Source organism: Streptomyces sp. NPDC015532, from assembly GCF_043078065.1.
In the GTDB taxonomy this organism is placed as follows: domain Bacteria; phylum Actinomycetota; class Actinomycetes; order Streptomycetales; family Streptomycetaceae; genus Streptomyces.
This window is the reverse complement of record NZ_JBIBSY010000025.1, coordinates 16,342-40,862: the sequence shown is the minus strand read 5'-3', so window position 1 is coordinate 40,862 and position 24,521 is coordinate 16,342. Positions and strand designations below refer to the sequence as shown.

Genomic DNA, 24,521 nt, shown 5'->3' with positions numbered 1-24,521 from the left:
ACACGGCCCGCGGCGGCCTCAGCGACGGCGAACGGCCAGGAACCGTACCGGCGTTCCCGGGACCGCCTGAGCGGTCGCCGGGAGATCGGCGGACCGGACGACCGCGATCACCGGGTAGCCCCCGGTGGTCGGATGGTCGGCGAGGAAGACGACCGGGCGCCCGTCGGGCGGCACCTGGACGGCACCCAGCACCAGGCCCTCACTGGGGAGTTCGCCGGAGACGGCCCTCTCCAGCGAGGGCCCTTCCGTGCGCAGGCCGATGCGGTTGCTCGCCGACGAGACCCGGAAGACGCGCGTCGTGAGCGTCCGCAGGGCCGGCTCGGTGAACCAGCCGTCGCGTGGACCGAGCGTCACGCGCAGCACCAGTTCGGCGGGCGGGGCGCGGTGCGGGACGACGTCCACGCGCGCGTGAAGGGTGCCGGGACTCCCCAGGGGCAGCACCGCGCCGGCGGTCAGCGGCGAGGGGCCGAGCCCCGAGAGAAGGTCGGTCGAGCGGCTGCCGAGCACCGGACCGACCGCCACGCCGCCGGACACGGCCACGTAACTCCGCAGCCCCGCGCGCGCGGAACCGACGTCCAGGAGCGCTCCCGCGGGCACCCGGACAGGAGCCCCCCAGGCGACCGGGCGGCCGTCCACCCGTACCGGGCAGGGCGCTCCGGTCACGGCCACCGTGACCGTCGACCGGGGGCGCAGGGCACAGCCGTCGAGCGTCGTCTCCAGCACGGCGGCCTCGGCGGGGTTGGCGACGAGCCGGTTGGCCAGGGCCGCCGCGGGCGGGTCGAGCGCTCCGGAGCGCGGCACGCCGAGATGGGCGTGCCCGGGCCGCCCCTGGTCCTGGACGGTGGTCAGGGCCCCGGCCCGCACCACCGCGAGGGCACGGTCGCTCATGAACACCTCTGCGGTACGAAGCGCACCCGAGCGCCGGGGGCCAGCAGCGCGGCCGGTACGCGCGCGTGGTCCCACAACGTCGCGTCCGTCGTGCCGATGAGCTGCCAGCCGCCGGGCGAACTGCGCGGATACACACCGGTGTACGGGCCCGCCAGCGCCACGGAGCCCGCGGGCACCGCCGTGCGCGGGGTCGCCCGGCGCGGCACGTCGTACCGTGCCGGCAGTCCCGTGAGATAGCCGAAGCCGGGCGCGAACCCGCAGAAGGCGACCCGGAACCCGGCCGCGGCGTGGATCTCCGGCACCTCGCGCACCGCCACCCCCCACAGGGCCGCCACATCCGCCAGGTCGGGACCGTCGTACCGCACCGGGATCTCGACCGTGTCCTCCGCGCGCGCGGACAGCGGGGGGACGTCCCAGCCGGGCAGCAGCTCCGCGAGCCGGCCGGGGTCGTCCAGGCCGTCCAGGAGCACCGTGCGGGCCGCCGGAACGATCTCCCGCACGCACAGCGAGCCATCCGCGCGGCGTCGCAGCAGCTCGGCGTGCAGTGCCTGGGCGGCCTCCCCCGAGGACACCTCGACCAGCAGGGCCCGGTCGCCGACGGGCAGGGTCCTCAGGCCGGGGCCTTCCACGCCGTCGCCGGCCGGCACCGGGGGCCTCCCGCCGCCGTCGGGCCGGGCCCTCACGCGAACGCCCGCACGAGCACACCCGCGGACTCCAGCCGGGCGCGCACCCGGCGGGCCAGTTCGACCGCCCCGGGTGTGTCCCCGTGCAGGCACAAGGAACGCGCGCGGACCTGCACGCGCTCCCCGGTACGGGAGATGACCACCCCGGAGCGCGCGAGGCCCAGGGAGCGTTCGACGACGGCCTCGGCCTCCGTGATCACCGCGCCCTCCTGGGTACGCGGCACCAGGGTGCCCTCCTCGGTGTACGCGCGGTCCGCGAACGCCTCGGGGACGACGGGCAGCCCGGCCCCCTCCGCGATCTTCAGGAAGCGCGAGGACGGGAGACCGAGCACGGGCGGGCGCCCGCCCGCGAGCAGGACACCTTCGACGACCGCCGCCGCCTGCTCCTCGTCGTGCACGACACGGTTGTAGAGCGCGCCGTGCGGCTTCACGTACGACACCCGCGAACCCGCCGCGCGCGCGAAGACCTCCAGGGCGCCGATCTGGTACGCCACTTCGGCCGCCAGCTCGTCGGGCGGCACGTCCATCGCCCGCCGCCCGAACCCCGCCAGGTCGCGGTAGGAGACCTGGGCGCCGATCCGTACGCCCCGCTCCGCCGCCAGCTCGCACACCCGCCGCATGGTGGCCGCGTCCCCGGCGTGGAAACCACAGGCCACATTGGCGCTGGTCACGACGGACAGCAGCTGTTCGTCGTCGGTCAGCCGCCAGCGGCCGAAGCCCTCGCCGAGATCGGCGTTGAGATCGATGGGGGTCATGGGCTGCCCTTCCTCCTCCTCCGGCCCGTTCAGGCCACTCGGTACTGCTCGTCACGGGTGTCCGTGATGAACATCCGTCCGGGTGCGTGGGTGATCGCGAACGGCGGACGGGACGCCATCACGGCCGCCTGGGGCGTCACTCCGCAGGCCCAGAACACCGGGATGTCGTCCGGGGCCGCGACGACCGGATCGCCGAAGTCGGGGCGCGCGAGATCCTCGATGCCCAGCCCCGAGGGATCGCCGCAGTGCACCGGACTGCCGTGCACGGCGGGCAGCAGACTGCTCTCCCGGATCGCCGTGCCCAGGTGTTCCGGCGGCACCGGACGCATCGACACGACCATGGGGCCGCGCAGCCGCCCCGCCGGCCGGCACTGACGCGTCGTCACGTACATCGAGACGTTGCGGCCCTGCTCTATGTGGCGCAGCGGGACACCGGCGGAGCTCAGCGCCCACTCGAACGTGAAGCTGCACCCGATCAGGAACGACACCAGGTCGGACCGCCAGTACCCGACGACGTCCGTGGGCTCGGCCACCAGCGCGCCGTGCTCCCACACCCGGTAGCCCGGCAGATCGGTGCGCAGGTCGGCGCCCGGGGCGAGCTCGGTGGTCCAGGAACCGGCGTCGGTGACGTCGAGGACGGGACACGGTTTCGGGTTGCGCTGGCAGAACAGCAGCATCTCGTACGCCCAGTCGCCGGGCACCGACACGAGGTTGGCCTGGGCGTGGCCCGCGGCGATCCCGGCCGTGGGAACCGACAGCCCCGAACGGAACCGCCGGCGGGCCCTGCCGGGGGTCCACACGCGCGCGTGACCGGGGGTCTTCAGCGGGCTCGGCGAGCCGTCCCCGGGGAGGGCGGGCGGGCGGACCTGGACGGTGTCGTTCACAGGAGCTCCTTGCCGCGCGTCTCGGGAAGTCCGGTCAGGGCGAGCGCGGCCAGGGCGTAGCCGATCGCGCCGAAGACCAGCGCTCCGCCCACGCCCCAGCTGTCGGCCAGGAAGCCGACCGTGGTGGGGAAGGCCGCGCCGACGGCTCGCCCGGTGTTGTACGCGAAGCCCTGTCCCGTGCCGCGCACCGCCACCGGGTACAGCTCGCTGAGGAACGAGCCGAAACCGCTGAAGATCGCCGACATGCAGAAGCCGAGGGGGAAACCGAGCACCAGGAGAAGGGTGTTGGCGCCGCTCGGGATGTTCGCGTAGGCGAGGACGCAGGCCGCGGAGAGGATCGCGAAGAGCAGGATGTTGCGCTTGCGGCCCAGTCTGTCGGTGAGGAGACCCCCGGTGAGGTAGCCGAGGAAGGCCCCGGAGATCAGGAACGTCAGATAGCCGCCGGTGCCGACGACGGACAGGCCGCGCTCCGTCTTCAGATAGGTGGGCACCCAGGTGGCCAGCGTGTAGTAGCCGCCCTGGACACCGGTGGAGAGCAGGACCGCGAAGAAGGTGGTGCGCAGCAGGCCCGGGGCCTCGGCCGTGCCGGGCCTGAAGATCGCGGTGAACGACCCCTTGTCGGCGCTCCTCTCGCGCACCGCGGCCGCCTCGGGCGCGTCCCGCACCTGGCGCCTGACCCAGACCACGAGCAGAGCGGGCAGCGCGCCGGTCCAGAACATCACACGCCAGGCGAGGTCGTCGTCGAGGAACTGGAAGACCACCGTGTACACCGCCACGGAGAGGCCCCAGCCCACGGCCCAGGCGCTCTGGACCGCGCCGAGCGTACGCCCGCGGTGCCGGGGGCTCGCGTACTCGGCGACCAGGACGGCGCCGACCGCCCACTCGCCGCCGAAGCCGAGACCCTGGAGGGCACGGAACACCAGCAGCGTCTCGTAGTTCGGCGCGAAACCGCAGGCCACGGTGAACACCGCGTAGGTGATCACCGTGATCATCAGCGCTTTGACGCGTCCGATCCGGTCCGCGACCACACCCGCGACGGCACCGCCGACCGCGGACACGACCAGGGTGACCGTGGTGAACAGGCCGGTCTGGCCGCTGTCGAGGCCGAAGTACGCCGCGAGGGCGACCATGCTCAGCGGCAGGGTGAAGTAGTCGTACGAGTCGAGGCCGTAGCCGCCGAACGCGCCGCCGAAGGCGCGCCGGCCCCGCGGGCCGAGTGCGCGCAGCCAGCCGAACGCACCTTCCCCAGCGGCGGGTTCACCTGGGGCGGGTTGCGTGCCGGGGGTCAGGGCCTGGGGTGGAGGGGTCGTGCTCATGGGCACCTCGCAGTGAGGGACGGAGAGTGCATGAGGACTGAGCCGGGCCGTGCGGAAGCCTTGGGGCGCTTGGAAGTTCGCGGTGGAGCGGAGAGCGCCCGTCCGACAAGGTAGAGGATCGTTGAACGATCCCTCAATACCCGTGTTGTCTCGTTCCCGGGTCTGCGGTTGAATTCCGGGCATGGCAGAGCTGACGGAACTGGCCGACGATCGCGCCCTGTTGGGCCGCACCAGCACCGCCGAGCGTGTCTCGGACATCCTCAGGAGCCGCATCGCCGAGGGCTTCTTCCCGCCCGGGACGCGCCTGTCGGAGGACAGCATCGGCAGCGCCCTCGGGGTCTCCCGCAACACGCTGCGCGAGGCGTTCCGGCTGCTCACGCACGAACGGCTGCTGGTGCACGAACTCAACCGGGGGGTCTTCGTACGGGTGCTCACGGTCGAGGACGTCGAGGACATCTACCGCACCCGGTCCCTCGTCGAGTGCGCCGTGGTCCGCGGGCTCGGCAGCCCGCCGTACGCCGTGGAGGGGATCGCCGGGGCCGTCTCCGAGGGGCAGCGGGCCGCGCGCGAAGGTGACTGGAAAGGAGTGTCGACCGCCAACATCCACTTCCACCGCGAGTTGGTCGCGCTCGCCGGCAGCGCCCGTACCGACGAGGTGATGCGCAGCGTCTTCGCGGAGCTGCGTCTCGCCTTCCACGTCGTGGACGACCCCCAGCGGCTCCACGAGCCCTACCTCGCGCGCAACCACGAGATCCTCCAGACGCTGCGGGCCGGCGACCGGGACGGCGCGGAGCGCCTCCTCGCGGTCTACCTCGACGACTCGCTCACCGGCCTCGTCGAGGTGTACGCGCGCCGCGTGGCCGACGGGGGAGAGGGCACCGGCTGACGCGGCCCCTGCCGAGCGGTCCTGCGGGCCTGCGACGGGCGTGGCGTGCAGTCCTGCGGTGCGGCGCCCGCGCGGAGCCGATGTGTGAGGCCGGCCCCACGGGGGCCGGTGTCACGGGGGCGGCCATGTGGGCGGGTGGTGTGGGGTCGGACACGTGGGCCGACGCTGTGGGGTCGAACACGTGGGGCGGTTGTTATGGCGTCGGACACGTGGGGCGGCTGTGTGCGGCTGGGTGGGGCGGGGTCGCCAGGGGGAGAGCTGAGAGCGGGGTCAGCCTGCGGTGCGGCCGGGTAGCAGCGGGTGGGTCTGACGGGCCTGTCGGGTGCGGCGGGCAGGGCTGGGCAGGGCTTGGCGAGGCGCCGGGCTGGGCTGGGCTGGCGAGGCGGCGGGCTGGGCTGGGCCGGGGCGGGCACGGCAGGGCCGGAGGGTCGGTGAGGGCTCGCGGGCAGGGTTCCGGGGTCCGCGGCGGGCGTGCGGGCCGGCCGCGGGGGGCGGGGCCGGCCGGCCCGCGGGTTCGTGGGCCGGCGGGGACCGCGGTCGCTTCTGCGCCGTTTCGACCGTTGTCGGACCGAGGACCTAGTCTGTGCAGCGTGACTTCGCCTGCATCGACGGACAGCGTTCCGCCCCAGTTCAGCGCGGGGCCGCGCCCGGCGCCGGGCCCGGCCGCCGACGAGGGCCTGGCGCGGCGGCTGCGCGCGCTCGCCTGCACCGCGCCGCTGCACGACCTGGACATGCGCAAGGCGAATCTCGCGGGCGAGTACACGGTGTACGGCATGGCCGAGGTCGCCCTCGCCGCCATCGATCTCGTCACACTGAACATGGACTTCGACACGGGCGCCGACCACGACCAGATAGTGGCCAGGCTCATCCCCCGTATCGCCGCCCAGGCCCCCGGGCGGCCGGTCGCCGAGCACGAGCGCGTGGCCCGCTGGGTCCTGGAGAACCTGATCAACGTCGGCAGTGTCGACCGCGGCTTCCGGGCCGTGTACGGCACCTTCGCGCCCGACGGCACCTATGTCCGCCGCGACTACGACTTCAAGCTGATCGAGGAAGTGCCGGGCTACGGGGGCAGCGTCTACCTCCGTACGACCGACGAAGCGGTCAACGTCCTCGTCGGCGCCCTGGACACCGATGTCACCAGCGCGCAGATCGCCGCCGAGGTCAAGCTGGAGGTCCTGATCAGCCGCGGCCGGCTGGCCGACGCGCAACTCGCCGCCGAGCAGGCCCGCTACCGGACCGTGCAGTATGCGGAAACGCTGCGCAAGGCCCTCGACGCCACCCGGCGCAACGTCCGGGCCGTCGACTGGCTCCAGGCCGTGCCCGACATGATCGCCGAGGCCCTGGACCACGTGGCCGACCGGTACCGCCACGAGAACGCGATCCTCACCAACATCCGCAAGGCCCGTGACGAGTCCGAGGACCCCGAGCAGAAGCGGCGCGCGGCCGAGCTCGTCGACATAGTGAAGGACTGCATCCGCCGGCACACCCAGCTCCAGTCCCGCCTGCTCGAAGCCGGCCCGCTGTTCCGCGCCGAGCAGGACCGGCAGGCCTTCGGCACCCCCATGACCACCTCGGGGATCGACCTCTACGGCCATCTCGTCGCGCCGGTGCTGCCCCTGCCGGTGGAGCGGGCGCTACGCGTCACCGACGCCTTCTTCAAGCGCGGGACGGGCCTGCGCACCCCCGTCGCCGTACGGGTCGCGGACCTCGTCGAGATCCTGCTGACCCCGCCGCTGGAGCGCGAGCACCTCGGCGCGGAGATGCCCGAGCCGGACCTGATCGCCACCCCGGACGACAGCCGCTTCAGCGAGGAGCAGCTCACCTCGGCCAAGGAACTGCTGAACCTCTCGCCCGACGCGCCCCGCAGGCTGTCCGGACTGCTCGCGGAGGCCCGCCGCCGCGATCCCGAGCTGCCCTACCTGGTGGCTCTCCTGGCCGTGCACGCCGCGAGTCCGCCGGTCGGTACCGCCTACCGGCAGGGTGAGGAACGCCTGCTGTTCGCCGTGGACGACGGGACCGAGCTGGACGACCCGGAGTTCGGCGGGGCCGACCTGATCGTGGGCATGGCGCTGCTCGACGCGGCCGGGATGAAGGCGGACCGGGCATGAACCATCCGCCGGGAGAGACCGCGCGCCGCGCGACGCCCCCGCCCCTCGCGTCCCCCGCGCGCGGCGGCCACGCCCGCCCGGCGAAGCCGCACCCCCGCGGTCCGCGAGCCCCGCACGGGGCACCCGCCCGCACCCCCGCTCGTACCCTCGCCCTTTCGAACAAGGAGTCCCAGCCGTGACCGAGCACGTCGAGTGGAGTGAACCGGAGGCCACCGCCGCACCGGCGAACGCCCCCGTCACCCCTGCCGACGCCGCCGACGCGGCGCGGCTCGTGGCCTTCGGGCTCCAGCCCAAACTCCAGCCCGCGCGCGATCAGGAGTACACCGAGCTGCTGCGCCGCTACCGCGAGGACCCGCCCTTCGCGCGGCTCGCCGACGCGGTCGCCGCCGGCCTCGGGCTCGTCGTCCTGGAGGTGTCCCCGCGCGCGGGGATGGCGGTGACCGCCGCCGAGGACTCGGTCTTCGCCGTCCGCATGGGCGACTACGCGCGCCGCGCCTCGACCGACTCCGGGGACCGGTTCCTGCACGGACTCGCCCACCTCGCCGTGGCCGCCCTGGCCTTCCCGCGCCCCGAGGACCTCGCCGACGACGGATACATCGGGCGCGTCTCGGTCAACGGCGTCGACGCGTTCGTACGACAGGCCTGCCGGAGGCTGGAGGAGCGGGCCGAGGAGACCGGCGAGAACACGGACCCGGCGACCGACGCTCCCGGACTGGAGGCGGCCTGGCGGATCTGGGCACGGCGCAGCTCCACCGGGGCCACCAAGGACGCGCGAAGACTGGCCGGCTCGACCACGGGCATCATCGCCAAGGCCGTCGCCTTCCTCACGGAGTCCGGGTTCCTCCAGCGCACCGGTGACGACTCCGGCGGGACCTTCCGGACGACGGCCCGCTATCAGCTCCAGGTCCGCGACATGGCGGGCAGCGCGGCCATGGCCGAACTGCTGGAACTGGGCATCGTCCCGGTGACGGACGGCACGGCGACGCTGCTGCCCGCGGAGAACACCGACGACCTGGAGCTCGTGTCCGGGGCCGGACTTCCGTTCCACTCCTGACGTCCGCCCGCCCTCCCCGGCTCCCCCTCCACGACCTCACCCCTTTCGACTACGAGAGTCCGCCGCCATGTACGAGCTGTCCCGGGTCCGCCTCTACTCCATCGGGCCCGCCGGTGCGCGTTACGCCGACACCGTGCTGGACCTGCGCGGAGTCGGCGAGCCCGTGCCCGACCCCGCGCCCACCCAGGCGGAGTTCTTCGCGGAGGAGCCGGTCGGCCCGCCGCGCCGGCCCGCACCCGCCGGTGTGCTCTTCCTGGAGAACGGCGGCGGTAAGTCGGTCCTGCTCAAGCTGATCTTCTCGGTCATGCTCCCGGGCCACCGCAACACCCTGGGCGGCGCCAGCTCCGGCGTGCTGCGCAAGTTCCTGCTCGCCGACGACTGCGGACACGTCGCGCTGGAGTGGCAGCACACGCTGACCGGTGAGTGCGTGGTGGTCGGCAAGGCGAGCGAGTGGCGGGGGCGGCAGGTCTCCAACGACCCGCGGAAGTTCGCCGAAGCCTGGTACTCGTTCCGGCCGGGACCGGGGCTCAGCCTGGACAACCTGCCCGTCGCCGAGGCCACTTCGGTACGGCCGCCCGTCGAGGGCGCGTCCGGAGCGCAGGGGCGGCGACGCACCATGAAGGGCTTCCGCGACGCGATCACCGAGGCCGGCAAGGCCTACCCGCACCTGGAGGTGCACTGGGAGGAGATCCACGACCGCTGGAACGAACACCTCGGCGACCTGGGCCTGGACCCCGAACTCTTCCGCTACCAGCGGGAGATGAACGCCGACGAGGGTGAGGCCGCCGGCCTCTTCGCGGTCAAGAAGGACTCCGACTTCACCGATCTGCTGCTGCGCGCCGTCACCGACACCCGCGACACCGACGGGCTCGCCGACCTCGTCGGCGGCTTCGGCAACAAGCTGGGGCGCCGGGCCGAACTCATCGCCGAGCGCGACTTCACCGCCGGTTCCGTGGATCTGCTCGGCCGGATCGTCGACGCCGCCGGGGCACGGGCACGCGCGCGTGACATCCACACCGGCGCCGAGCGGCGGACCAGGACCCTGGCACGCCGGCTGTCCGCGCGGGCCGTACGGGAGCGTGTACGCGCCGGTGAGCTCGCCCAGCGCGTGACCGCCGCCGCGTACGCCGTCACCCACGCCGAGGGCGCCCGCGAGCGCAGCGCCCTGATCGCCGCCGAACTCGCCTACCGTCACGCCTCGCTGGCCCTCGCCGGAGCGGAGAAGTCCGCCGCCGCACAAAAGCGCGAGCTCGCCGACGCGCGGACCCTGCACGCCGCCTGGCAGGCCGCCGAGGCCGTGCTGCGCCACCGTGCCGCCGCCGACCGTGCCACCCGCGTCGCCGACGCGATCCGCGAGGCCGAACGGGACGCCGCTCCCGCGCTCGCGGCCCGTTCCACGGCCGCCGTCGACCTCGTCCGCGCGCTGCACCGGGCCGCCGAGGGCGCCGAGTCGCTCGCCAACGAGGAGGAGGAGCGGTCCGCGGGCCTCCAGGAGATCGGCGAGACGGCGCACGCCGACTCGACGTCCGCCGCCACGGCCGCCCAGCGCGCCCGCAGCGAGGTCGGTCATCTGCGCCAGCGCCTGTCCGAGGTCGAGCAGGAGACCACCGAGGCGGTCCGGGCCGGCTGGCTCGACGACAGCGCCCCCGACGCCGACCCGGCCAGGGCCGCCCTCGCCGCCAGCGACGCGGAGAAGACGGCCGTCGCCGCCTGGGACACCGCGCGTGAGGCCTCGCGGCGCGCCGCCGACCAGGCGCGGGAAGCGGCGTCCGCCGAGTCCCGCGCCGAGCTGACGGCCGCCCGCGCGGCGGACGCGGCGACGGCCGCGGAGCGTTCGCACGAAGCGGAGCGGCGCACGGCCGAGGCCCTGGCGCAGGAGGAACGGCTCGCCGAACTGCTCAGCCTGCCGGGCACCGGAACCCGTCTCGGCGTTCCCCAGCCGCGCCGGGACGAGGACTCCGACGGCCCGGCCGCCCCGCCGGCCGGTGCGCCGCTGACTGCCGAGGAACTCGACCGGTACGCCGACGACGTCCGCGGGCTTCTCGACGAGACGGTCGCCTCCGCCGAACGGCAGCTCTTCGAACTGCGCACCGCCGCGGCCGACGACGCCCGGATCCTCGGGGCGCTCGGCGACGGCGGCCTGCTGCCGCCCGGCCCCGACGTCCTCGCCGCCGTCGAGTACCTCGGCGAGCACGGCATCCCCGCGCTGCCCGGCTGGCGTTACCTCGCCCAGGCCGTCGACCCCGTCGACCACGCGCGCGTCCTGGCCGCCCGGCCCGAACTCGTCGACGGCGTGATCATCACCGACCCGGACACCCATGCGCGGGCCCGCGAGGTCCTCGGCGACGCGGCGCTGCTGCCCCGCTCGACGGTGGCCGTCGGCACGGCCGCCGCCCTCCTCGCCCCGACCCCGGCAGCCGGCACGGACGACGGCGGTGTCTTCCTCGTACCGCCGAACCCGGCCATGCACGACGAGCACGCCGCCGACGAGGAGCGCCAGGCCCTGCGCGCCCGGACGGGCCTGCGGGACGAAGAGATCCGCACGCTCGCCGCTCGCCTGGGCAAGGACCGGGAGCTGGCCGCGCGCCTCGCGTCCTGGCGCACCGGCTGCCCCGCCGGGCGGCTCGCCGAGCTGGCCGCGACCGCCCGCGACGCGCGCGCCTTCGCGCAGGAGAGCGAGGCCGAACTGGCCGAGGCCCGCACCGTCCGGGCGGAGGCCGACGAGACGGCGGCCGAAGCGGCCCACGTACGCGACGAGCGGCAGGAGGCGGCGCAGAAGGCCCGGCGTGCCGCCGACGCGCTCGCCGGACTCGCCTTCCGGCTGCGTGAACGCGCCGGCTGGCAGGTCAAGGTGCGCGAACTCGCCGACGAGGCGGCGGAGTCGGAGGCCCGCGCCCAGGTGTGCCTGGAGCGCGCCCGCGCCGCCGACGAGGACCGCCGCGCCGCTCAGCGTGCCGCCGACGACGCCCGCCGCACGGCCCGCGCGCTGCGCGCCGAACGCGCGGAGATCGCCGGGGCCCCCGACGAGGTGACACACGACGGGACGGCCGCGGCCAAGGCCTCGCTGCCGGCCCTGCGCGAGGCCTACCGGGCCGCTTCGCAGCTCTACGAGCAGGTCGGCGTGGGCGCCGACCTGCGGGCCGAGCAGACACGGGCCGAGAGCGACGAGAGCGCGGCCCTCGCGGAGCTGAACCGGCTCAGCAACAAGGTCCGCACCCGCGCAGGGCAGCTTCTGGAGTCACCGGACGGCTCGGACGGCCCCTCCCGGCAGGCTGCCGCGGCGCGGGCCGAGGAACTGGTGCAGCTCCTGGAGACCCGGATGTCGACCGCGAGCGAGCAGCTCGGACGGCTGCGCGGCGAGGCGGAGCGGCACGCGCCCGAGGAAGGCGAGGTTCACACCGAACTGGCGGAGGAGCTCGTTCCGGTCGACGCCGAGCAGGCCCAGACCCTCCTGCGCACCGCCACGACCGAACTCGCGGCCCGCACCGAGGCGTTGAACCGGGCCCGCGAGGCGCACGCGGAGTTCCTCGACGCCCACCGGTCCGCCGAGGACGGGGCCGGCGGCTTCGACGAGACGGCCGCCCTCCTCAGGGACCTGCTCCGCGAACACGTCGACGAGGAGCAGGACGAGTCCGAGCCCTACCCGGGCACGCTCGACGAGGCCCGGAACTCCGCCGCCGAGAGCCGCCGCTCGCTGCGCGGCTGCGCCGCCGACCTGACCACGGCCGAGGCCGCCCTCCGCGAGACCAGCGACATCCTGGTGCGCCACGCCAACTCCACGCGCTACGAGCAGGTGCGCACCCCCGCCCGGCAGCAGATCCGCGAGCTGCCCGCCTCCTCCCTGCCCGAGCACGCACAGAAGTGGTCGGACGCGTTCGCGCCCCGGCTGCGTGTACTGACGGACGAACTGGCGCAGTTGGAGCGCAACCGGGACTCGATCGTGGACCGGCTCCGCGGGCTCGTCGAGTCCTCCCTGGCCACCCTTCGGTCGGCCCAGCGGCTGTCCAGGCTGCCGGAGGGCCTGGGGGAGTGGTCCGGACAGGAGTTCCTGCGCATCCGCTTCGAGGAACCCGACCAGGCCACCCTCACCGAGCGGCTCGGCGAGGTGGTGGACGACGCCACCCGCGCGGCGGTCAAGAAGAACTCCGACATGCGGCGCGACGGCATGTCGCTGCTGCTGCGCGGAGTCGGCGCCGCGCTCCAGCCCAAGGGTGTGGCCGTCGAGATCCTCAAGCCGGACGCCGTGCTGCGCGCCGAACGCGTCCCCGTCGGACAGATGGGCGACGTGTTCTCCGGTGGCCAGCTCCTCACCGCCGCCATCGCGCTGTACTGCACGATGGCCGCGCTGCGCAGCAACGACCGCGGCCGTGACAAGCACCGGCACGCCGGCACCCTGTTCCTCGACAACCCCATCGGGCGCGCCAACGCGACGTATCTGCTGGAGCTCCAGCGGGCCGTCTCGGACGCGCTCGGCGTCCAACTCCTCTACACCACTGGCCTGTTCGACACGACCGCGCTCGCCGAGTTCCCCCTCGTCATCCGGTTGCGCAATGACGCAGACCTCCGCGCCGGGCTGAAGTACATCAGCGTGGAGGAACATCTGCGTCCGGGACTGCCGCGCGAGGCGCCCGCCGGGGAAGCCGTGCACACCGAGATCACCGCGACACGCATGTACAAGCGCCCGGCGCCGGTCACCCCGTAGCGGCGGAACCCTGGAACCGTCACCCCGTAGCGACGGAGCCCTGAGAGGGGACGAGGGGAGGGAATCGCGTGCCGCCGGCCGCCGGCGACGCGGTTCCCCTCGCACTCTTCCTCGCGGTGTGCCCGTCCCACCCGGGCTGCTTGTCCTCCGCGCACGGCCGCCGGGCGAAACTGTCCGGCGGCCGCTCCCCGCACGCCTGAGCCGTGATAATCGACATCGGCGCCGGCACCCCAGAATGGCCGCCGGTCCGTCTGACGACCGCCGACGACCAGGGTGAGCCGCGCGACGGTTCGCCGCGCGACCGGCCTGGCCGAGGCGGGAAGGCCGCCGCCGCGCTACGAGTGCGACAACTGCCCGGCCCCGCCCCGCCTGCGTATCCGCTCCTGGGCCCGCGCGGTGACCCGTGCCTGGCGCCTGGCCTTGCGGCGCTCACGCCGGAGCGCCCGCGCCGTGCTGCTCGGCACCGACACCACGCCGTTCCGCTGGTTCCACACCTGCCGCGTCACCCAGACGTCGAGGGCGGCCCAGGTGGCGACGACCGTGCTGGCCACGCTGCTGAGAACCATCGGGAAAGCCAGCCAGGACTCCGCCATCGTGCTCAGGAACGCCACCACGGCCTGTATCAGCGTGACCGAGATGACGAGCACCGCACGCACGGCGGACGTCCGCACCGGATCGGGCAACCGACGCCTGCGCGCGGGCTCCTCGATCCACAACGGCCGGTAGTACGCCCGCTCTTCGTCGACCTCGTAACCGTTCGTGGCAGCGCCCGTCCCCTCGGCTCCGCCGCCCCTGCCCGGGGCGGTGTCCTGGAGGTCCGCCGTGCCGGGCCTGTCCGCCGCCGACCGCGCGTCCGGACGACCGTGCCCCGCTGCCGGAGTGTCTTCCTCCGGTGCCAGGGTGGCCAGTTGTGCCGCCTTCCGTGTCGCAACCTCAGCAGCGGGTGACCCGCTCCGCTCCGCCGTGCCCATCAACTTGTCACTCCCCACCGCCCAGCAGTCCTCTCGCACGGGTGTCTCGCGACCCCCGCCCCCCAGTGGCTGCCCGGCTTGCGTTCTTTTACGCCGACTGAGCGCGGCATGCGGCACCTGTGGCCGATTCCGCCCCCAATTCCCGTACAGAAAGACGAACGACCTGCCCCGAAGATTCCCGCCGAGCGAAGAATTTCGGCCAACTGACAAACTTTCCCCTTCCGATGGGATCAGGCCCCACGTGCCATATCCAGGGGAGCAATCTCCCCCAATGAACGGACAACTCCCCATGTCTCGTTCCCCGTCGAGCCGGGACCACCCACCGGACGGTCTTCGAGTTGGCTCCGTGTCAGTAGTAGGCTCACGCCGTTTGTTGACGCACATGTGTACCCCCGGCCTGGAGGGGGTCGAGCTGGGGGAGGCCATGCGCTTTCGCGGGAAGTCCATCCGCCGGAAGATTGTGGCGCTGCTCCTCGTGCCCCTGGTTTCGCTGACCGCGATCTGGGCATTCGCCACCCTGCTGACGGGTCGTGAGGCCGGCCGGCTCTTCAGCGTTTCCGAAGTGGTGAAGAAGATCGGTTACCCGACCGAGGACACCGTCAGGGTTCTCCAGCGGGAACGCCGCCAGACACTCGTCTACTTGGCCGATCCCCGCGCGTCCGACGGGCTCGCGGCGCTCAAGCGCAGCCGCGGCGCCACGGACCGCGTCCTGGCGAAGGTCCGCAGGAACGCCAAGGACAAGAGCGTGCGCGAGGAACTCGGCGGGGGCACCGCGGAGCGCCTCACCGCTGTCCTGGACGCCGTCGGAGGGATCTCCTCGCTGCGCAGCGGCATCGAGGCCGGCACCTTCGACCGTGGCCAGGCCCTCGGCCTCTACGACCGTCTCATCGACCCCTGCTACGTCCTGCTGGCCAACCTGCACGTGGTCGACGACGTGGAACTGGACAAGGAGAGCCGCGCCCTCGTCAACGTGTCCCGCGCCCGCGAACTGCTCGCCCGTGAGGACGCTCTTCTCGGCTCCGCACTGGTCGCCGGTCACATCACCCGGGACGAACTCCGCGAGGTCTCCGACCTCGTGGCCCAGCGCACGCTGCTGTACGACATCAGTCTGCCGCTCCTTCCCTCCGCGGACCGCGCCCGCTTCGAGCGCTACTGGGGCAACGCCGGCACCGGGCCGCTGCGCGCGGCCGAACAGGCGGTCGCCGCCACCACGGACGGCTCGCCGAGCGGCGTCACGGCCAAGAGCTGGGACGGCGCGGCCGGGCAGGTGCTCGCCGAGCTCGGCGAACTCGAGGACGGGGCGGGCGACCACTACCGGGACCGGGTCAGGCCCGTGGCCATGGGCGTCATCCTCCAGGCCGTCGTCGCCGGCGTGGTCGGACTGATCGCCCTGCTGATCTCGCTCGTCATGTCCGTACGCATCGGCCGGAGCCTCATCCGCGACCTGCGGCGCCTGCGCATGGAAGCCCACGAGGCGTCCGGTGTCCGGCTGCCCAGCGTCATGCGCCGGCTCTCCGCGGGTGAGCAGGTCGACGTCGAGACCGAGGTGCCGCGCCTGGAGTACGACAGGAACGAGATGGGCGAGGTCGGCCAGGCCCTCAACACCCTTCAGCGCGCCGCCGTCGAGGCGGCCGTCAAGCAGTCCGAACTGCGCGAGGGCGTCTCCGAGGTCTTCGTCAACCTCGCGCGCCGCAGCCAGGTGCTGCTCCACAAGCAGCTCACCCTCCTCGACACGATGGAACGCAGGACCGAGGACACCGACGAACTCGCCGACCTGTTCCGCCTCGACCACCTGACCACCCGCATGCGCCGCCATGCCGAGGGACTCGTCATCCTGTCCGGCGCGGCCCCGTCCCGGCAGTGGCGCAAGCCCGTCCAGCTCATGGACATCGTCCGCGCCGCCGTCGCCGAGGTCGAGGACTACGAACGCGTCGAGGTGCGCCGACTGCCGCGCGTCGCCGTCACGGGTCCCGCCGTCGCCGACGTCACGCATCTCGTGGCCGAGCTCCTGGAGAACGCGACGGTGTTCTCGCCCCCGCACACGGCCGTCCACGTCGTCGGTGAACGCGTCGCCAACGGCTTCACGCTGGAGATCCACGACCGCGGCCTCGGTATGACCGCCGAGGCGCTGCTCGACGCCAACCTGCGGCTCGCCGAGACCCCCGAGTTCGAACTCTCCGACACCGACCGGCTCGGCCTCTTCGTGGTCAGCAGGCTCGCCCAGCGGCAGAACGTCCGCGTCTCGCTCCAGCCTTCCCCGTACGGCGGGACCACCGCGGTCGTCTTCATGCCGGACGCACTGCTCACCGACGACGTCCCGGACACCAACGGCATCGGATTCCGCCTCGACCGCACCCTGCCCGCCAAGGAGCGCAGGACAGCGGAGCGGGCGAGCGCGTCACTCACCGAGTCGTCGGCCCGTCTGCCCGGACTGCCCGCCTCGGTCCTCGACGGTCCCGTCGAGCTGGACGCGCCCGTCGACCTGGACACGCTCACCGGATTCCCCGGCGCCCTCGGCGACGACGACAGCGAACGCGGAGGACTCTTCCGGCCGCGGCGCTCCATCGCCGGGGTTCCCGAGGGGCGGCACCGGCAGACCGGCGACGGCGACGAACCCGCCGGCTCGGACGACGAGGACCGTCCGGACGGCGCTCCGGTCACCCTGCCGCGACGCAGGGCCCCCAAGCTCGTCAGCTCCCACGGCCGTCCGGTCACGACGACCAGATCCTGGCGGGACCAGACGGACGCGGCCACGAACCAGGACTTCGAGACGCCGCGGGACCCCGGACCGGGCGAGAACGCTGATCACCGGGAACACCGTGTGCCCGAACTCGAAGGCACGAAGCCCCTGCCCAAGCGGCGCGGCGAGCGATCCGCCGCCTCGGGCCGGCACGGCGGTGAACGCTCAGGTGCCCCCGGGGCACGCGGAGCCATCGGCGCACCCGGGAGACCCGCACTTCACGAGGCACCCGAGCCTTCCGGAACGCGCGGTCTCCGTGAGGGCACCGACCGTCCGGACGCACCGGGCCGCCACGAGGCCCCGACTCTGCCCCGGCGCACTCGCACCACGGCGTCCGCCGCGAGCCCGGACGACACGACGTCGCGCCGCGACACCGCCGCGGGGCAGGCGGAAGCCGGTACGAGCCCGCTGCCCCGGCGTGTCCGGCAGGCGAATCTGGCCCCGCAGCTGAAGGACGGACCGGCACGGCTCGCCGAGCGCGGCAACGGCCGCGACGGCACGGGCGCGGACCCCGCCGAACGGGACGCCGATGAAGTACGCAGCCGCATGGCCTCGCTCCAGCGTGGCTGGCAGCGCGGCCGCGAAGAGAACGCCGAGGGCGACCAGGCCCAGGACGGCTCAGCACGAGGAACGACAAAGGGGGACGGTCGATGACCACACCGAAGGCCGCAGGGCCCGCCGCGACCAGCAATGTGTCCGGCGAGCTGAACTGGCTGCTCGACGAACTGGTGGACCGCGTCGCCAGTATCAACAAGGCGATCGTGCTCTCCGGCGACGGCCTTCCCACCGGGGCCTCGAAGGACCTCACCCGGGAGGACAGCGAACACCTGGCCGCCGTCGCCTCCGGCTTCCACAGCCTCGCCAAAGGCGTCGGCCGGCACTTCGAGGCGGGCAGTGTCCGCCAGACCGTCGTCGAACTCGACGAGGCCTTCCTGTTCGTCACGGCCGCCGGCGACGGCAGCTGCCTCGCCGTCCTCTCGGACGCCGACTCCGACGTCGGCCAGGTCGCGTACGAGATGACGCTGCTCGTCAAGCGAGTCGGCGTGCATCTGGCCTCCAGCCCGCGCACCGATCTGACTTCGGGCGGGTAGTGGGATGACATGAGCGGAGACGGTCAGGGAAGACGCCACTGGTTCGACGACGAGGCGGGACCGGTGGTCCGCCCGTACGCCATGACCCGCGGCCGCACCACCAGCGCGGCCCAGCACCGCCTTGACCTCATCGCGCTGGTGGTCACGGAACAGCATGCCGAGGACCCCGAGGCGGACCACACGCTGTCCCCGGAACACGTGGACATCGTCGAACTCTGCCGCGGCGTCCCCCAGTCGGTCGCCGAACTCGCGGCCGAACTCGACCTGCCCATCGGAGTGGTGCGGGTCCTGATCGGCGACCTGGTGGACGACGAAATGGTCCATGTGACACGCCCCGTTCCCCCTGCCGAACTGCCGGACGAGAGTATTCTGCGCGACGTGATCAGCGGCCTCCGGGCGCTCTGAGCTCGGCGGAAACGGGGAACAGACGTGACAGGCTGGCAGTTCTGGGTCGACCGGGGCGGGACCTTCACGGACATCGTCGCGCGGCGGCCCGACGGCCGGCTGCTCACGCACAAACTGCTGTCCGACCAGCCGGCCCGCTACGCCGACGCCGCCGTCGCGGGCGTCCGTGAACTCCTCCGCACCGAGGAGGACGACGCGGGCGCCCAGGTCGACGCCGTCCGCATGGGCACCACCGTCGCGACCAACGCTCTCCTGGAACGCAAGGGTGAGCGCACACTCCTCGTCACCACCCGGGGCTTCCGCGACGCCCTGCGCATCGCCTACCAGAACCGCCCGGCCATCTTCGCCCGCGCGATCGAACTCCCCGAACTGCTGCACGAACGCGTGGTCGAGGTCGACGAACGGATCGCCGCCGACGGCACCGTCCTGCGCGCCCCCGACCTGGACGCCCTCGCCGCATCCCTCCAGGAGGCGTACGACGACGGTATCCGCGCGGTCGCCGTGGTCTGCATGCACAGCCATCTCCACCCCGCCCACGAACAGGCCGTGGGCGCGCTGGCGACACGTGTCGGCTTCCCGCAGGTCTCCCTCTCCAGCGAGGTCAGCCCGCTGATGAAGCTCGTGCCGCGCGGTGACACCGCCGTCGTCGACGCCTACCTGTCCCCCGTGCTGCGCCGCTATGTCCAGCAGGTCGCCGGTGAACTCCGGGGCGTACGGCTGATGTTCATGCAGTCCAACGGAGGCCTCGCCGAGGCCGGACAGTTCCGCGGCAAGGACGCGATCCTGTCGGGCCCCGCGGGCGGCATCGTCGGCATGGCCCGGATGTCGCAACTCGCCGGCTACGAACGCGTCATCGGCTTCGACATGGGAGGAACGTCCACGGACGTCTCCCACTTCGCCGGAGACTACGAACGGACCTTCACCACCCGGATCGCGGGGGTCCGGCTGCGCGCACCCATGCTGGACATCCACACCGTCGCCGCGGGCGGCGGATCGGTGCTCCACTTCGACGGTTCCCGCTACCGCGTGGGCCCCGACTCGGCCGGAGCCGCCCCCGGACCCGCCTGCTACCGCAACGGCGGTCCGCTGACGGTCACCGACGCCAACGTCGCCCTCGGCCGCGTCCAGCCCGCCCACTTCCCGAAGGTGTTCGGCCCCGGCGGGGACCAGCCCCTCGACAGCGCTCTCGTCCGGGACCGGTTCACCGCCCTCGCCCGCGAGATCCACGACAGGACCGGCGACGCCCGCACCCCCGAGCAGGTCGCCGAGGGCTACCTGCAGATCGCCGTGGCCAACATCGCCAACGCCGTCAAGCGGATCTCCGTACAGAAGGGCCACGACGTCACCCGCTACGCGCTCACCACGTTCGGTGGCGCCGGCGGCCAGCACGCGTGCAGGGTCGCCGACTCGCTCGGCATCCGCACCGTCCTGGTCCCGCCCATGGCAGGCGTCCTGTCGGCCCTCGGCATCGGACTCGCGGACACGACGGCCATGCGCGAACAGTCCGTCGAAGAACGCCTCGAACCGTCCTCGATGCCCGGCATCCTCAAGACGGCCGACGATCTGGAAAGCGCCACCCGCGCCGAACTCCTCGCCGAGGACGTCCCCGAACACCGCATCCGGATCGCCCGCCGGGCCCAGCTCCGCTATGACGGCACGGACACCGCGCTGACCGTCGAACTCACCGAGCCCGACACCATGACCCACGCCTTCGAAGAACGTCATCGCGCCACCTACTCCTTCACCCTCGACCGCCCGGTCGTCGTCGAAGCCCTTTCCGTGGAAGCCACCGGTCTCACCGACCCCCCCGACCTCTCCGCCCTCGCACCGCGCGAACCAGCCCCCGCGTCCCGCCCGGCCACCGCGCCGACCGTCCGGCTCCACACCGGCGGCTCCTGGCACGAAGTGCCCCTGCACCGCCGCGAGGAACTCCCGCCCGGTGAGACCGTGGACGGACCGGCGATCATCGCCGAGGCAGGCGCGACAACCGTCGTCGACGACGGCTGGCGGGCCGCGACGACCGACGACGGGCATCTGGTCATGGAACGCGCGACGGTCACGGAGAGTTCCGATCTCGGCACACAGGCGGACCCCGTCCTGATCGAGGTCTTCAACAACCTCTTCATGTCCATCGCCGAGCAAATGGGCGCCCGACTGGAATCGACCGCCCAGTCCGTCAACATCAAGGAGCGCCTGGACTTCTCCTGCGCCCTGTTCGACCCCGACGGCAGCCTGGTGGCCAACGCCCCTCACATCCCGGTCCACCTGGGCTCCATGGGCACGAGCGTGCAGGAGGTCGTCCGGCGGCGCGGCGACACCATGCGGCCCGGTGACACCTACGCCGTCAACGACCCCTACCACGGCGGCACCCACCTCCCCGATGTCACCGTGATCACCCCGGTCTTCGACACGGAGGGTGAGCGGATCCTGTTCTACGTCGCCTCACGCGGCCACCACGCCGAGATCGGCGGCATCGCCCCGGGCTCCATGCCGGCGAACAGCCGGACCATCGGCGAGGAGGGCATCCTCTTCGACAACTGGCTGCTCGCCGAGAACGGACGGTTCCGGGAGGCGGAGACACAGGCCTTGCTCACCTCGCCGCCCCACCCGTCGCGCAACCCCAAGACGAACCTCGCCGACCTGCGTGCCCAGATCGCCGCCAACCGGAAGGGCGTCGACGAAGTGGGCCGCATGATCGAGGACTTCGGGCTCGACGTCGTCCAGGCGTACATGAAGCACGTCCAGGACAACGCGGAGGAAGCGGTGCGCCGCGTCATCGACACGCTCGAGGACGGCGAGTGCGCCTACGAGACGGACTCCGGGGCGGTCATCCGGGTCCGTGTCTCCGTGGACCGCGCGGCACGCTCGGCCACCGTCGACTTCACGGGCACGTCCGAACAGCTCGCCACCAACTTCAACGCACCCTTCGCCGTCGTCAACGCCGCGGTCCTGTACGTCTTCCGCACCTTGGTGGACGACGACATCCCGCTCAACGACGGCTGTCTGCGCCCCCTGCGCATCGTCGTGCCGCCGGGGTCGATGCTCGCCCCCGAGCCCCCGGCCGCCGTCGTCGCCGGCAACGTGGAGACGTCCCAGGCGATCACCGGTGCGCTGTACGCGGCCCTGCGCGTGCAGGCCGAGGGCTCCGGCACCATGAACAACGTCACCTTCGGCAACGAGCGCCACCAGTACTACGAGACCGTGGCCTCCGGCTCCGGCGCCGGCGACGGTTTCCCCGGTGCCCCGGTCGTGCAGACCCATATGACCAACTCGCGGCTCACCGACCCCGAGGTCCTCGAGTGGCGACTGCCTGTCAGGCTCGACGAGTTCGCGATTCGACACGGCAGCGGCGGCCCCGGACACTGGCGGGGCGGCGACGGCGCCGTACGACGTATCCGTTTCCTGGAGCCGATGACCGTATCGACGCTCTCACAGCACCGCAGGGTGCCGCCGTACGGCATGGCGGGCGGCGAGCCCGGTGCCCTCGGCGTCAACCGGGTCGAGCGCGCCGACGGCACCGTCACGGAACTCGGCGGAAGCGATACGGCGGACGTCGGACCCGGCGACGTACTCGTCATCGAAACCCCCGGCGGCGGAGGCTACGGCCCACCGTCGCACGACCCCCACACAGCAGGAGAAGAGATCGATGATCTTCGGGCGTTCTGAGCGCGGCAAGCCTCCGGTCGAGCCCGTCACGCTCAAGATCCTTGTCGCGGGCGGCTTCGGCGTGGGCAAGACGACCCTCGTCGGCGCGGTCAGCGAGATCAGGCCGCTGCGCACCGAGGAAGTCCTCACCGAGGCGGGCCGGCCCATCGACGACATCAGCGGTGTGGAGGGCAAGCACACCACGACCGTCGCCATGGACTTCGGCCGGATCACGCTCCGCGAGGACCTGGTGCTCTATCTGTTCGGGACCCCCGGCCAGGACCGTTTCTGGTTCCTCTGGGACGAGCTCGCCACCGGTGCCCTCGGTGCCGTCGTGCTGGCCGACACCCGCCGCCTGGAGGACTGTTTCGCCGCGGTCGACTACTTCGAGCGGCGCTCCATACCCTTCGTGGTCGGAGTCAACTGCTTCGACGCCGCGGCCCGTTACCCCGCGGACGCCGTCCGCCAGGCCCTCGACCTCGACCCGGACGTGCCCGTCGTCATGGGCGACGCGCGGGACCGCGAGTCGGTCAAGGAGGTCCTCATCCGCGTCGTCCAGCACGCCATGGCGCAGGCGGCCGCCGCCCGTGAGGCCGTCACGACCTGACGCGCGCACGGCGCCACGGTCGTCACGACGCGCGGGTGCGGCCCGTACCCCCGCCGACCGGGGTACGGGCCGCGGTCATGTACGCGCGCGTGCTTCACCCGAGCCGCACGCGCGCGTGGACCCCTGCCTCGTGCCGGCGCCGTGCCCGTCTTGTCGCTCCGTCCGTGCCCTCCCGGAGCGACGCACCGCCGGCGCGGGCGGCGGGGTCATTCGACGGTGTCGTCGTGCCAGCCGAAGCTCTTCTCCACCGCCTTGCGCCAGTTGTCGTACTCGCCGTCGCGCACCGAGGCCTCCATGGACGGCGTCCACTCGACGTCCTTCTGCCAGTGCGACTTCAGTTCGTCGAGGTCGTTCCACACCCCGGTCGCGAGCCCCGCCGCGTACGCGGCACCCAGACAGGTCGTCTCGGAGACCTTCGGACGGATCACCGGCACGCCGAGGACGTCCGCCTGGTGCTGCATCAGCAGATGGTTCTTGGTCATGCCGCCGTCCACCTTCAGGGTGGTGATCCGTACCCCGGAGTCCTGGTACATGGCGTCCACGACCTCACGCGTCTGCCAGCTCGTGGCCTCCAGGACCGCGCGCGCGAGGTGCGCCTTCGTGACGTAGCGCGTGAGCCCGGTGATGACACCACGCGCGTCCGAGCGCCAGTAGGGGGCGAACAGGCCCGAGAAGGCAGGCACGATGTACGCGCCGCCGTTGTCCTCGACGCTCGCCGCCAGCGTCTCGATCTCGTCGGCGGAACGGATGATTCCCAGCTGGTCCCGGAACCATTGGACCAGGGCGCCCGTGATCGCGATCGACCCTTCGAGGCAGTAGACCGGGGCCTCGGTGCCGATCTTGTACCCCATCGTGGTCAGCAGTCCGTTCTTCGACGGAACGGGCCGGTTGCCGGTGTTCAACAGCAGGAAGCTGCCCGTGCCGTAGGTGTTCTTGGCCGTGCCGACGTCATAGCAGGCCTGGCCGAAGACAGCCGCCTGCTGGTCGCCCAGGGCCGACGCGACCGGCACACCGCCGAGTTGGCCCACCGCGGTTCCGTACACCTCGGCGGAGGACCTGATCTCGGGGAGCACCGCCTCCGGGATGTTCATCGCGGAGAGGATGGACGGGTCCCACTGGAGGGTGTCCAGGTTCATCAGCATGGTGCGCCCGGCGTTGGTCACGTCGGTGACGTGCCGCCCGCCGTCGGTGCCGCCGGTGAGGTTCCAGATGAGCCACGAGTCGATGGTGCCGAACGCGATCTCACCGCGTTCGGCGCGGGCGCGCAGGCCTGGGACGTTGTCGAGCAGCCAGGCCGCCTTCGGCCCGGAGAAGTAGCTCGCCAGCGGGAGTCCGGTCTGCTCGCGGAAGCGGTCCTGGCCGTCCGGGCCGCCCAGTTCCTTGCACAGCGCCGACGTGCGGGTGTCCTGCCAGACGATGGCGTTGTGGACGGGCTTGCCGGTGGCCCGGTCCCACAGCACCGTCGTCTCGCGCTGGTTGGTGATACCGAGCGCGCTGAGCTGGTCGGTGCGCAGCCCGGCCTTGGCGACCGCTCCCGCGACCACGGCCTGCACCTTGGACCAGATCTCGGTGGCGTCGTGCTCCACCCAGCCCGGTTTGGGGAAGATCTGGCGGTGTTCTCGCTGGTCGACGGCGACGATCGCGCCGCCGTGGTCGAAGATGATGCAGCGGCTGGAGGTCGTGCCCTGGTCGATCGCGGCGACGTACTTCTCGGATGTGTCCGTCATGTCGTCCCCTTACGTGTTCTTCGTCAGGAGGCTGCTGTCTCGTCAGGAGGCCGCACTTC

16 protein-coding genes are annotated in these 24,521 nt (G+C 72.7%); 9 read left to right on the top strand and 7 right to left on the bottom strand.

The window, feature by feature from the left end; all coding sequences use genetic code 11:
• Nucleotides 1-18: 18 nt before the first annotated feature.
• The 5 genes from ACF07B_RS40775 to ACF07B_RS40755 form a co-directional block, all read right to left on the bottom strand.
• Nucleotides 19-888, bottom strand: a complete 870-nt coding sequence (locus ACF07B_RS40775) for a biotin-dependent carboxyltransferase family protein (protein WP_392182661.1) — start codon at nucleotides 886-888, stop codon at nucleotides 19-21.
• The gene (locus ACF07B_RS40770) at nucleotides 885-1,502 is read right to left on the bottom strand and encodes an allophanate hydrolase subunit 1 (RefSeq protein ID WP_384237543.1); all 618 of its coding nucleotides are present in this window, start codon (nucleotides 1,500-1,502) and stop codon (nucleotides 885-887) included. The genes ACF07B_RS40775 and ACF07B_RS40770 overlap by 4 nt, the downstream gene beginning before the upstream one ends.
• 65 nt (nucleotides 1,503-1,567) lie before the next feature.
• Nucleotides 1,568-2,326: a LamB/YcsF family protein gene (locus ACF07B_RS40765; protein WP_392182660.1), complete on the bottom strand. Its 759-nt coding sequence runs from the start codon at nucleotides 2,324-2,326 to the stop codon at nucleotides 1,568-1,570.
• A gap of 29 nt (nucleotides 2,327-2,355) precedes the next feature.
• The gene (locus tag ACF07B_RS40760) at nucleotides 2,356-3,150 is read right to left on the bottom strand and encodes a putative hydro-lyase (RefSeq protein WP_392182690.1); all 795 of its coding nucleotides are present in this window, start codon (nucleotides 3,148-3,150) and stop codon (nucleotides 2,356-2,358) included.
• 56 nt (nucleotides 3,151-3,206) lie between these two features.
• Nucleotides 3,207-4,526 carry an MFS transporter gene (locus ACF07B_RS40755; RefSeq protein ID WP_392182659.1) on the bottom strand — a complete coding sequence of 440 codons (1,320 nt, stop codon included), beginning with the start codon at nucleotides 4,524-4,526 and terminating at the stop codon, nucleotides 3,207-3,209.
• Between the two features lie 181 nt (nucleotides 4,527-4,707).
• On the opposite strand from ACF07B_RS40755, the gene ACF07B_RS40750 reads away from it, so the two are divergent.
• The 4 genes from ACF07B_RS40750 (at nucleotide 4,708) to ACF07B_RS40735 (ending at nucleotide 13,276) form a co-directional block, all read left to right on the top strand.
• On the top strand, nucleotides 4,708-5,412 hold the full coding sequence (locus ACF07B_RS40750) for a GntR family transcriptional regulator (RefSeq protein WP_369482625.1): 705 nt from the start codon (nucleotides 4,708-4,710) through the stop codon (nucleotides 5,410-5,412).
• A 590-nt stretch (nucleotides 5,413-6,002) separates the two neighbouring features.
• Nucleotides 6,003-7,520 carry a hypothetical protein gene (locus ACF07B_RS40745; protein ID WP_384237518.1) on the top strand — a complete coding sequence of 506 codons (1,518 nt, stop codon included), beginning with the start codon at nucleotides 6,003-6,005 and terminating at the stop codon, nucleotides 7,518-7,520.
• Nucleotides 7,521-7,695: 175 nt separating this feature from the next.
• The gene (locus tag ACF07B_RS40740) at nucleotides 7,696-8,574 is read left to right on the top strand and encodes a hypothetical protein (RefSeq protein WP_392182658.1); all 879 of its coding nucleotides are present in this window, start codon (nucleotides 7,696-7,698) and stop codon (nucleotides 8,572-8,574) included.
• Nucleotides 8,575-8,641: 67 nt separating this feature from the next.
• Nucleotides 8,642-13,276, top strand: a complete 4,635-nt coding sequence (locus ACF07B_RS40735; RefSeq protein WP_392182657.1) for a hypothetical protein — start codon at nucleotides 8,642-8,644, stop codon at nucleotides 13,274-13,276.
• Between the two features lie 335 nt (nucleotides 13,277-13,611).
• Here the strand turns inward: ACF07B_RS40735 and ACF07B_RS40730 are convergent, their stop codons facing one another.
• Entirely contained in the window at nucleotides 13,612-14,265 is a 654-nt protein-coding gene (locus tag ACF07B_RS40730; RefSeq protein ID WP_392182656.1) for a hypothetical protein, read from the bottom strand.
• 406 nt (nucleotides 14,266-14,671) lie between these two features.
• On the opposite strand from ACF07B_RS40730, the gene ACF07B_RS40725 reads away from it, so the two are divergent.
• The 5 genes from ACF07B_RS40725 to ACF07B_RS40705 are packed head-to-tail and all read left to right on the top strand — an operon-like array spanning nucleotide 14,672 to nucleotide 22,735.
• Nucleotides 14,672-17,641: a nitrate- and nitrite sensing domain-containing protein gene (locus ACF07B_RS40725; protein ID WP_392182689.1), complete on the top strand. Its 2,970-nt coding sequence runs from the start codon at nucleotides 14,672-14,674 to the stop codon at nucleotides 17,639-17,641.
• On the top strand, nucleotides 17,638-18,078 hold the full coding sequence (locus ACF07B_RS40720; RefSeq protein ID WP_362406586.1) for a roadblock/LC7 domain-containing protein: 441 nt from the start codon (nucleotides 17,638-17,640) through the stop codon (nucleotides 18,076-18,078). The genes ACF07B_RS40725 and ACF07B_RS40720 overlap by 4 nt, the downstream gene beginning before the upstream one ends.
• A gap of 9 nt (nucleotides 18,079-18,087) precedes the next feature.
• Entirely contained in the window at nucleotides 18,088-18,483 is a 396-nt protein-coding gene (locus ACF07B_RS40715; protein WP_328666732.1) for a DUF742 domain-containing protein, read from the top strand.
• A gap of 24 nt (nucleotides 18,484-18,507) precedes the next feature.
• A complete protein-coding gene (locus ACF07B_RS40710) occupies nucleotides 18,508-22,149 on the top strand; it encodes a hydantoinase B/oxoprolinase family protein (RefSeq protein WP_392182655.1) in 3,642 nt (1,213 codons plus the stop codon).
• Nucleotides 22,130-22,735 carry an ATP/GTP-binding protein gene (locus ACF07B_RS40705; RefSeq protein ID WP_369485194.1) on the top strand — a complete coding sequence of 202 codons (606 nt, stop codon included), beginning with the start codon at nucleotides 22,130-22,132 and terminating at the stop codon, nucleotides 22,733-22,735. The genes ACF07B_RS40710 and ACF07B_RS40705 overlap by 20 nt, the downstream gene beginning before the upstream one ends.
• Nucleotides 22,736-22,941: 206 nt before the next feature.
• Here the strand turns inward: ACF07B_RS40705 and glpK are convergent, their stop codons facing one another.
• On the bottom strand, nucleotides 22,942-24,462 hold the full coding sequence (glpK, locus tag ACF07B_RS40700; RefSeq protein ID WP_392182654.1) for a glycerol kinase GlpK: 1,521 nt from the start codon (nucleotides 24,460-24,462) through the stop codon (nucleotides 22,942-22,944).
• Nucleotides 24,463-24,521: the final 59 nt, after the last annotated feature.

Bases quoted from the DNA above. Each gene is read 5' to 3' on its own strand.
- ACF07B_RS40775 (WP_392182661.1), bottom strand. From the start codon at position 888: ATGAGCGACCGTGCCCTCGCGGTGGTGCGGGCCGGGGCCCTGACCACC.
- ACF07B_RS40765 (WP_392182660.1), bottom strand. From the start codon at position 2,326: ATGACCCCCATCGATCTCAACGCCGATCTCGGCGAGGGCTTCGGCCGC.
- ACF07B_RS40755 (WP_392182659.1), bottom strand. From the start codon at position 4,526: ATGAGCACGACCCCTCCACCCCAGGCCCTGACCCCCGGCACGCAACCC.
- ACF07B_RS40750 (WP_369482625.1), top strand. From the start codon at position 4,708: ATGGCAGAGCTGACGGAACTGGCCGACGATCGCGCCCTGTTGGGCCGC.
- ACF07B_RS40735 (WP_392182657.1), top strand. From the start codon at position 8,642: ATGTACGAGCTGTCCCGGGTCCGCCTCTACTCCATCGGGCCCGCCGGT.
- ACF07B_RS40725 (WP_392182689.1), top strand. From the start codon at position 14,672: ATGCGCTTTCGCGGGAAGTCCATCCGCCGGAAGATTGTGGCGCTGCTC.
- ACF07B_RS40720 (WP_362406586.1), top strand. From the start codon at position 17,638: ATGACCACACCGAAGGCCGCAGGGCCCGCCGCGACCAGCAATGTGTCC.
- ACF07B_RS40715 (WP_328666732.1), top strand. From the start codon at position 18,088: ATGAGCGGAGACGGTCAGGGAAGACGCCACTGGTTCGACGACGAGGCG.
- ACF07B_RS40705 (WP_369485194.1), top strand. From the start codon at position 22,130: ATGATCTTCGGGCGTTCTGAGCGCGGCAAGCCTCCGGTCGAGCCCGTC.
- glpK (WP_392182654.1), bottom strand. From the start codon at position 24,462: ATGACGGACACATCCGAGAAGTACGTCGCCGCGATCGACCAGGGCACG.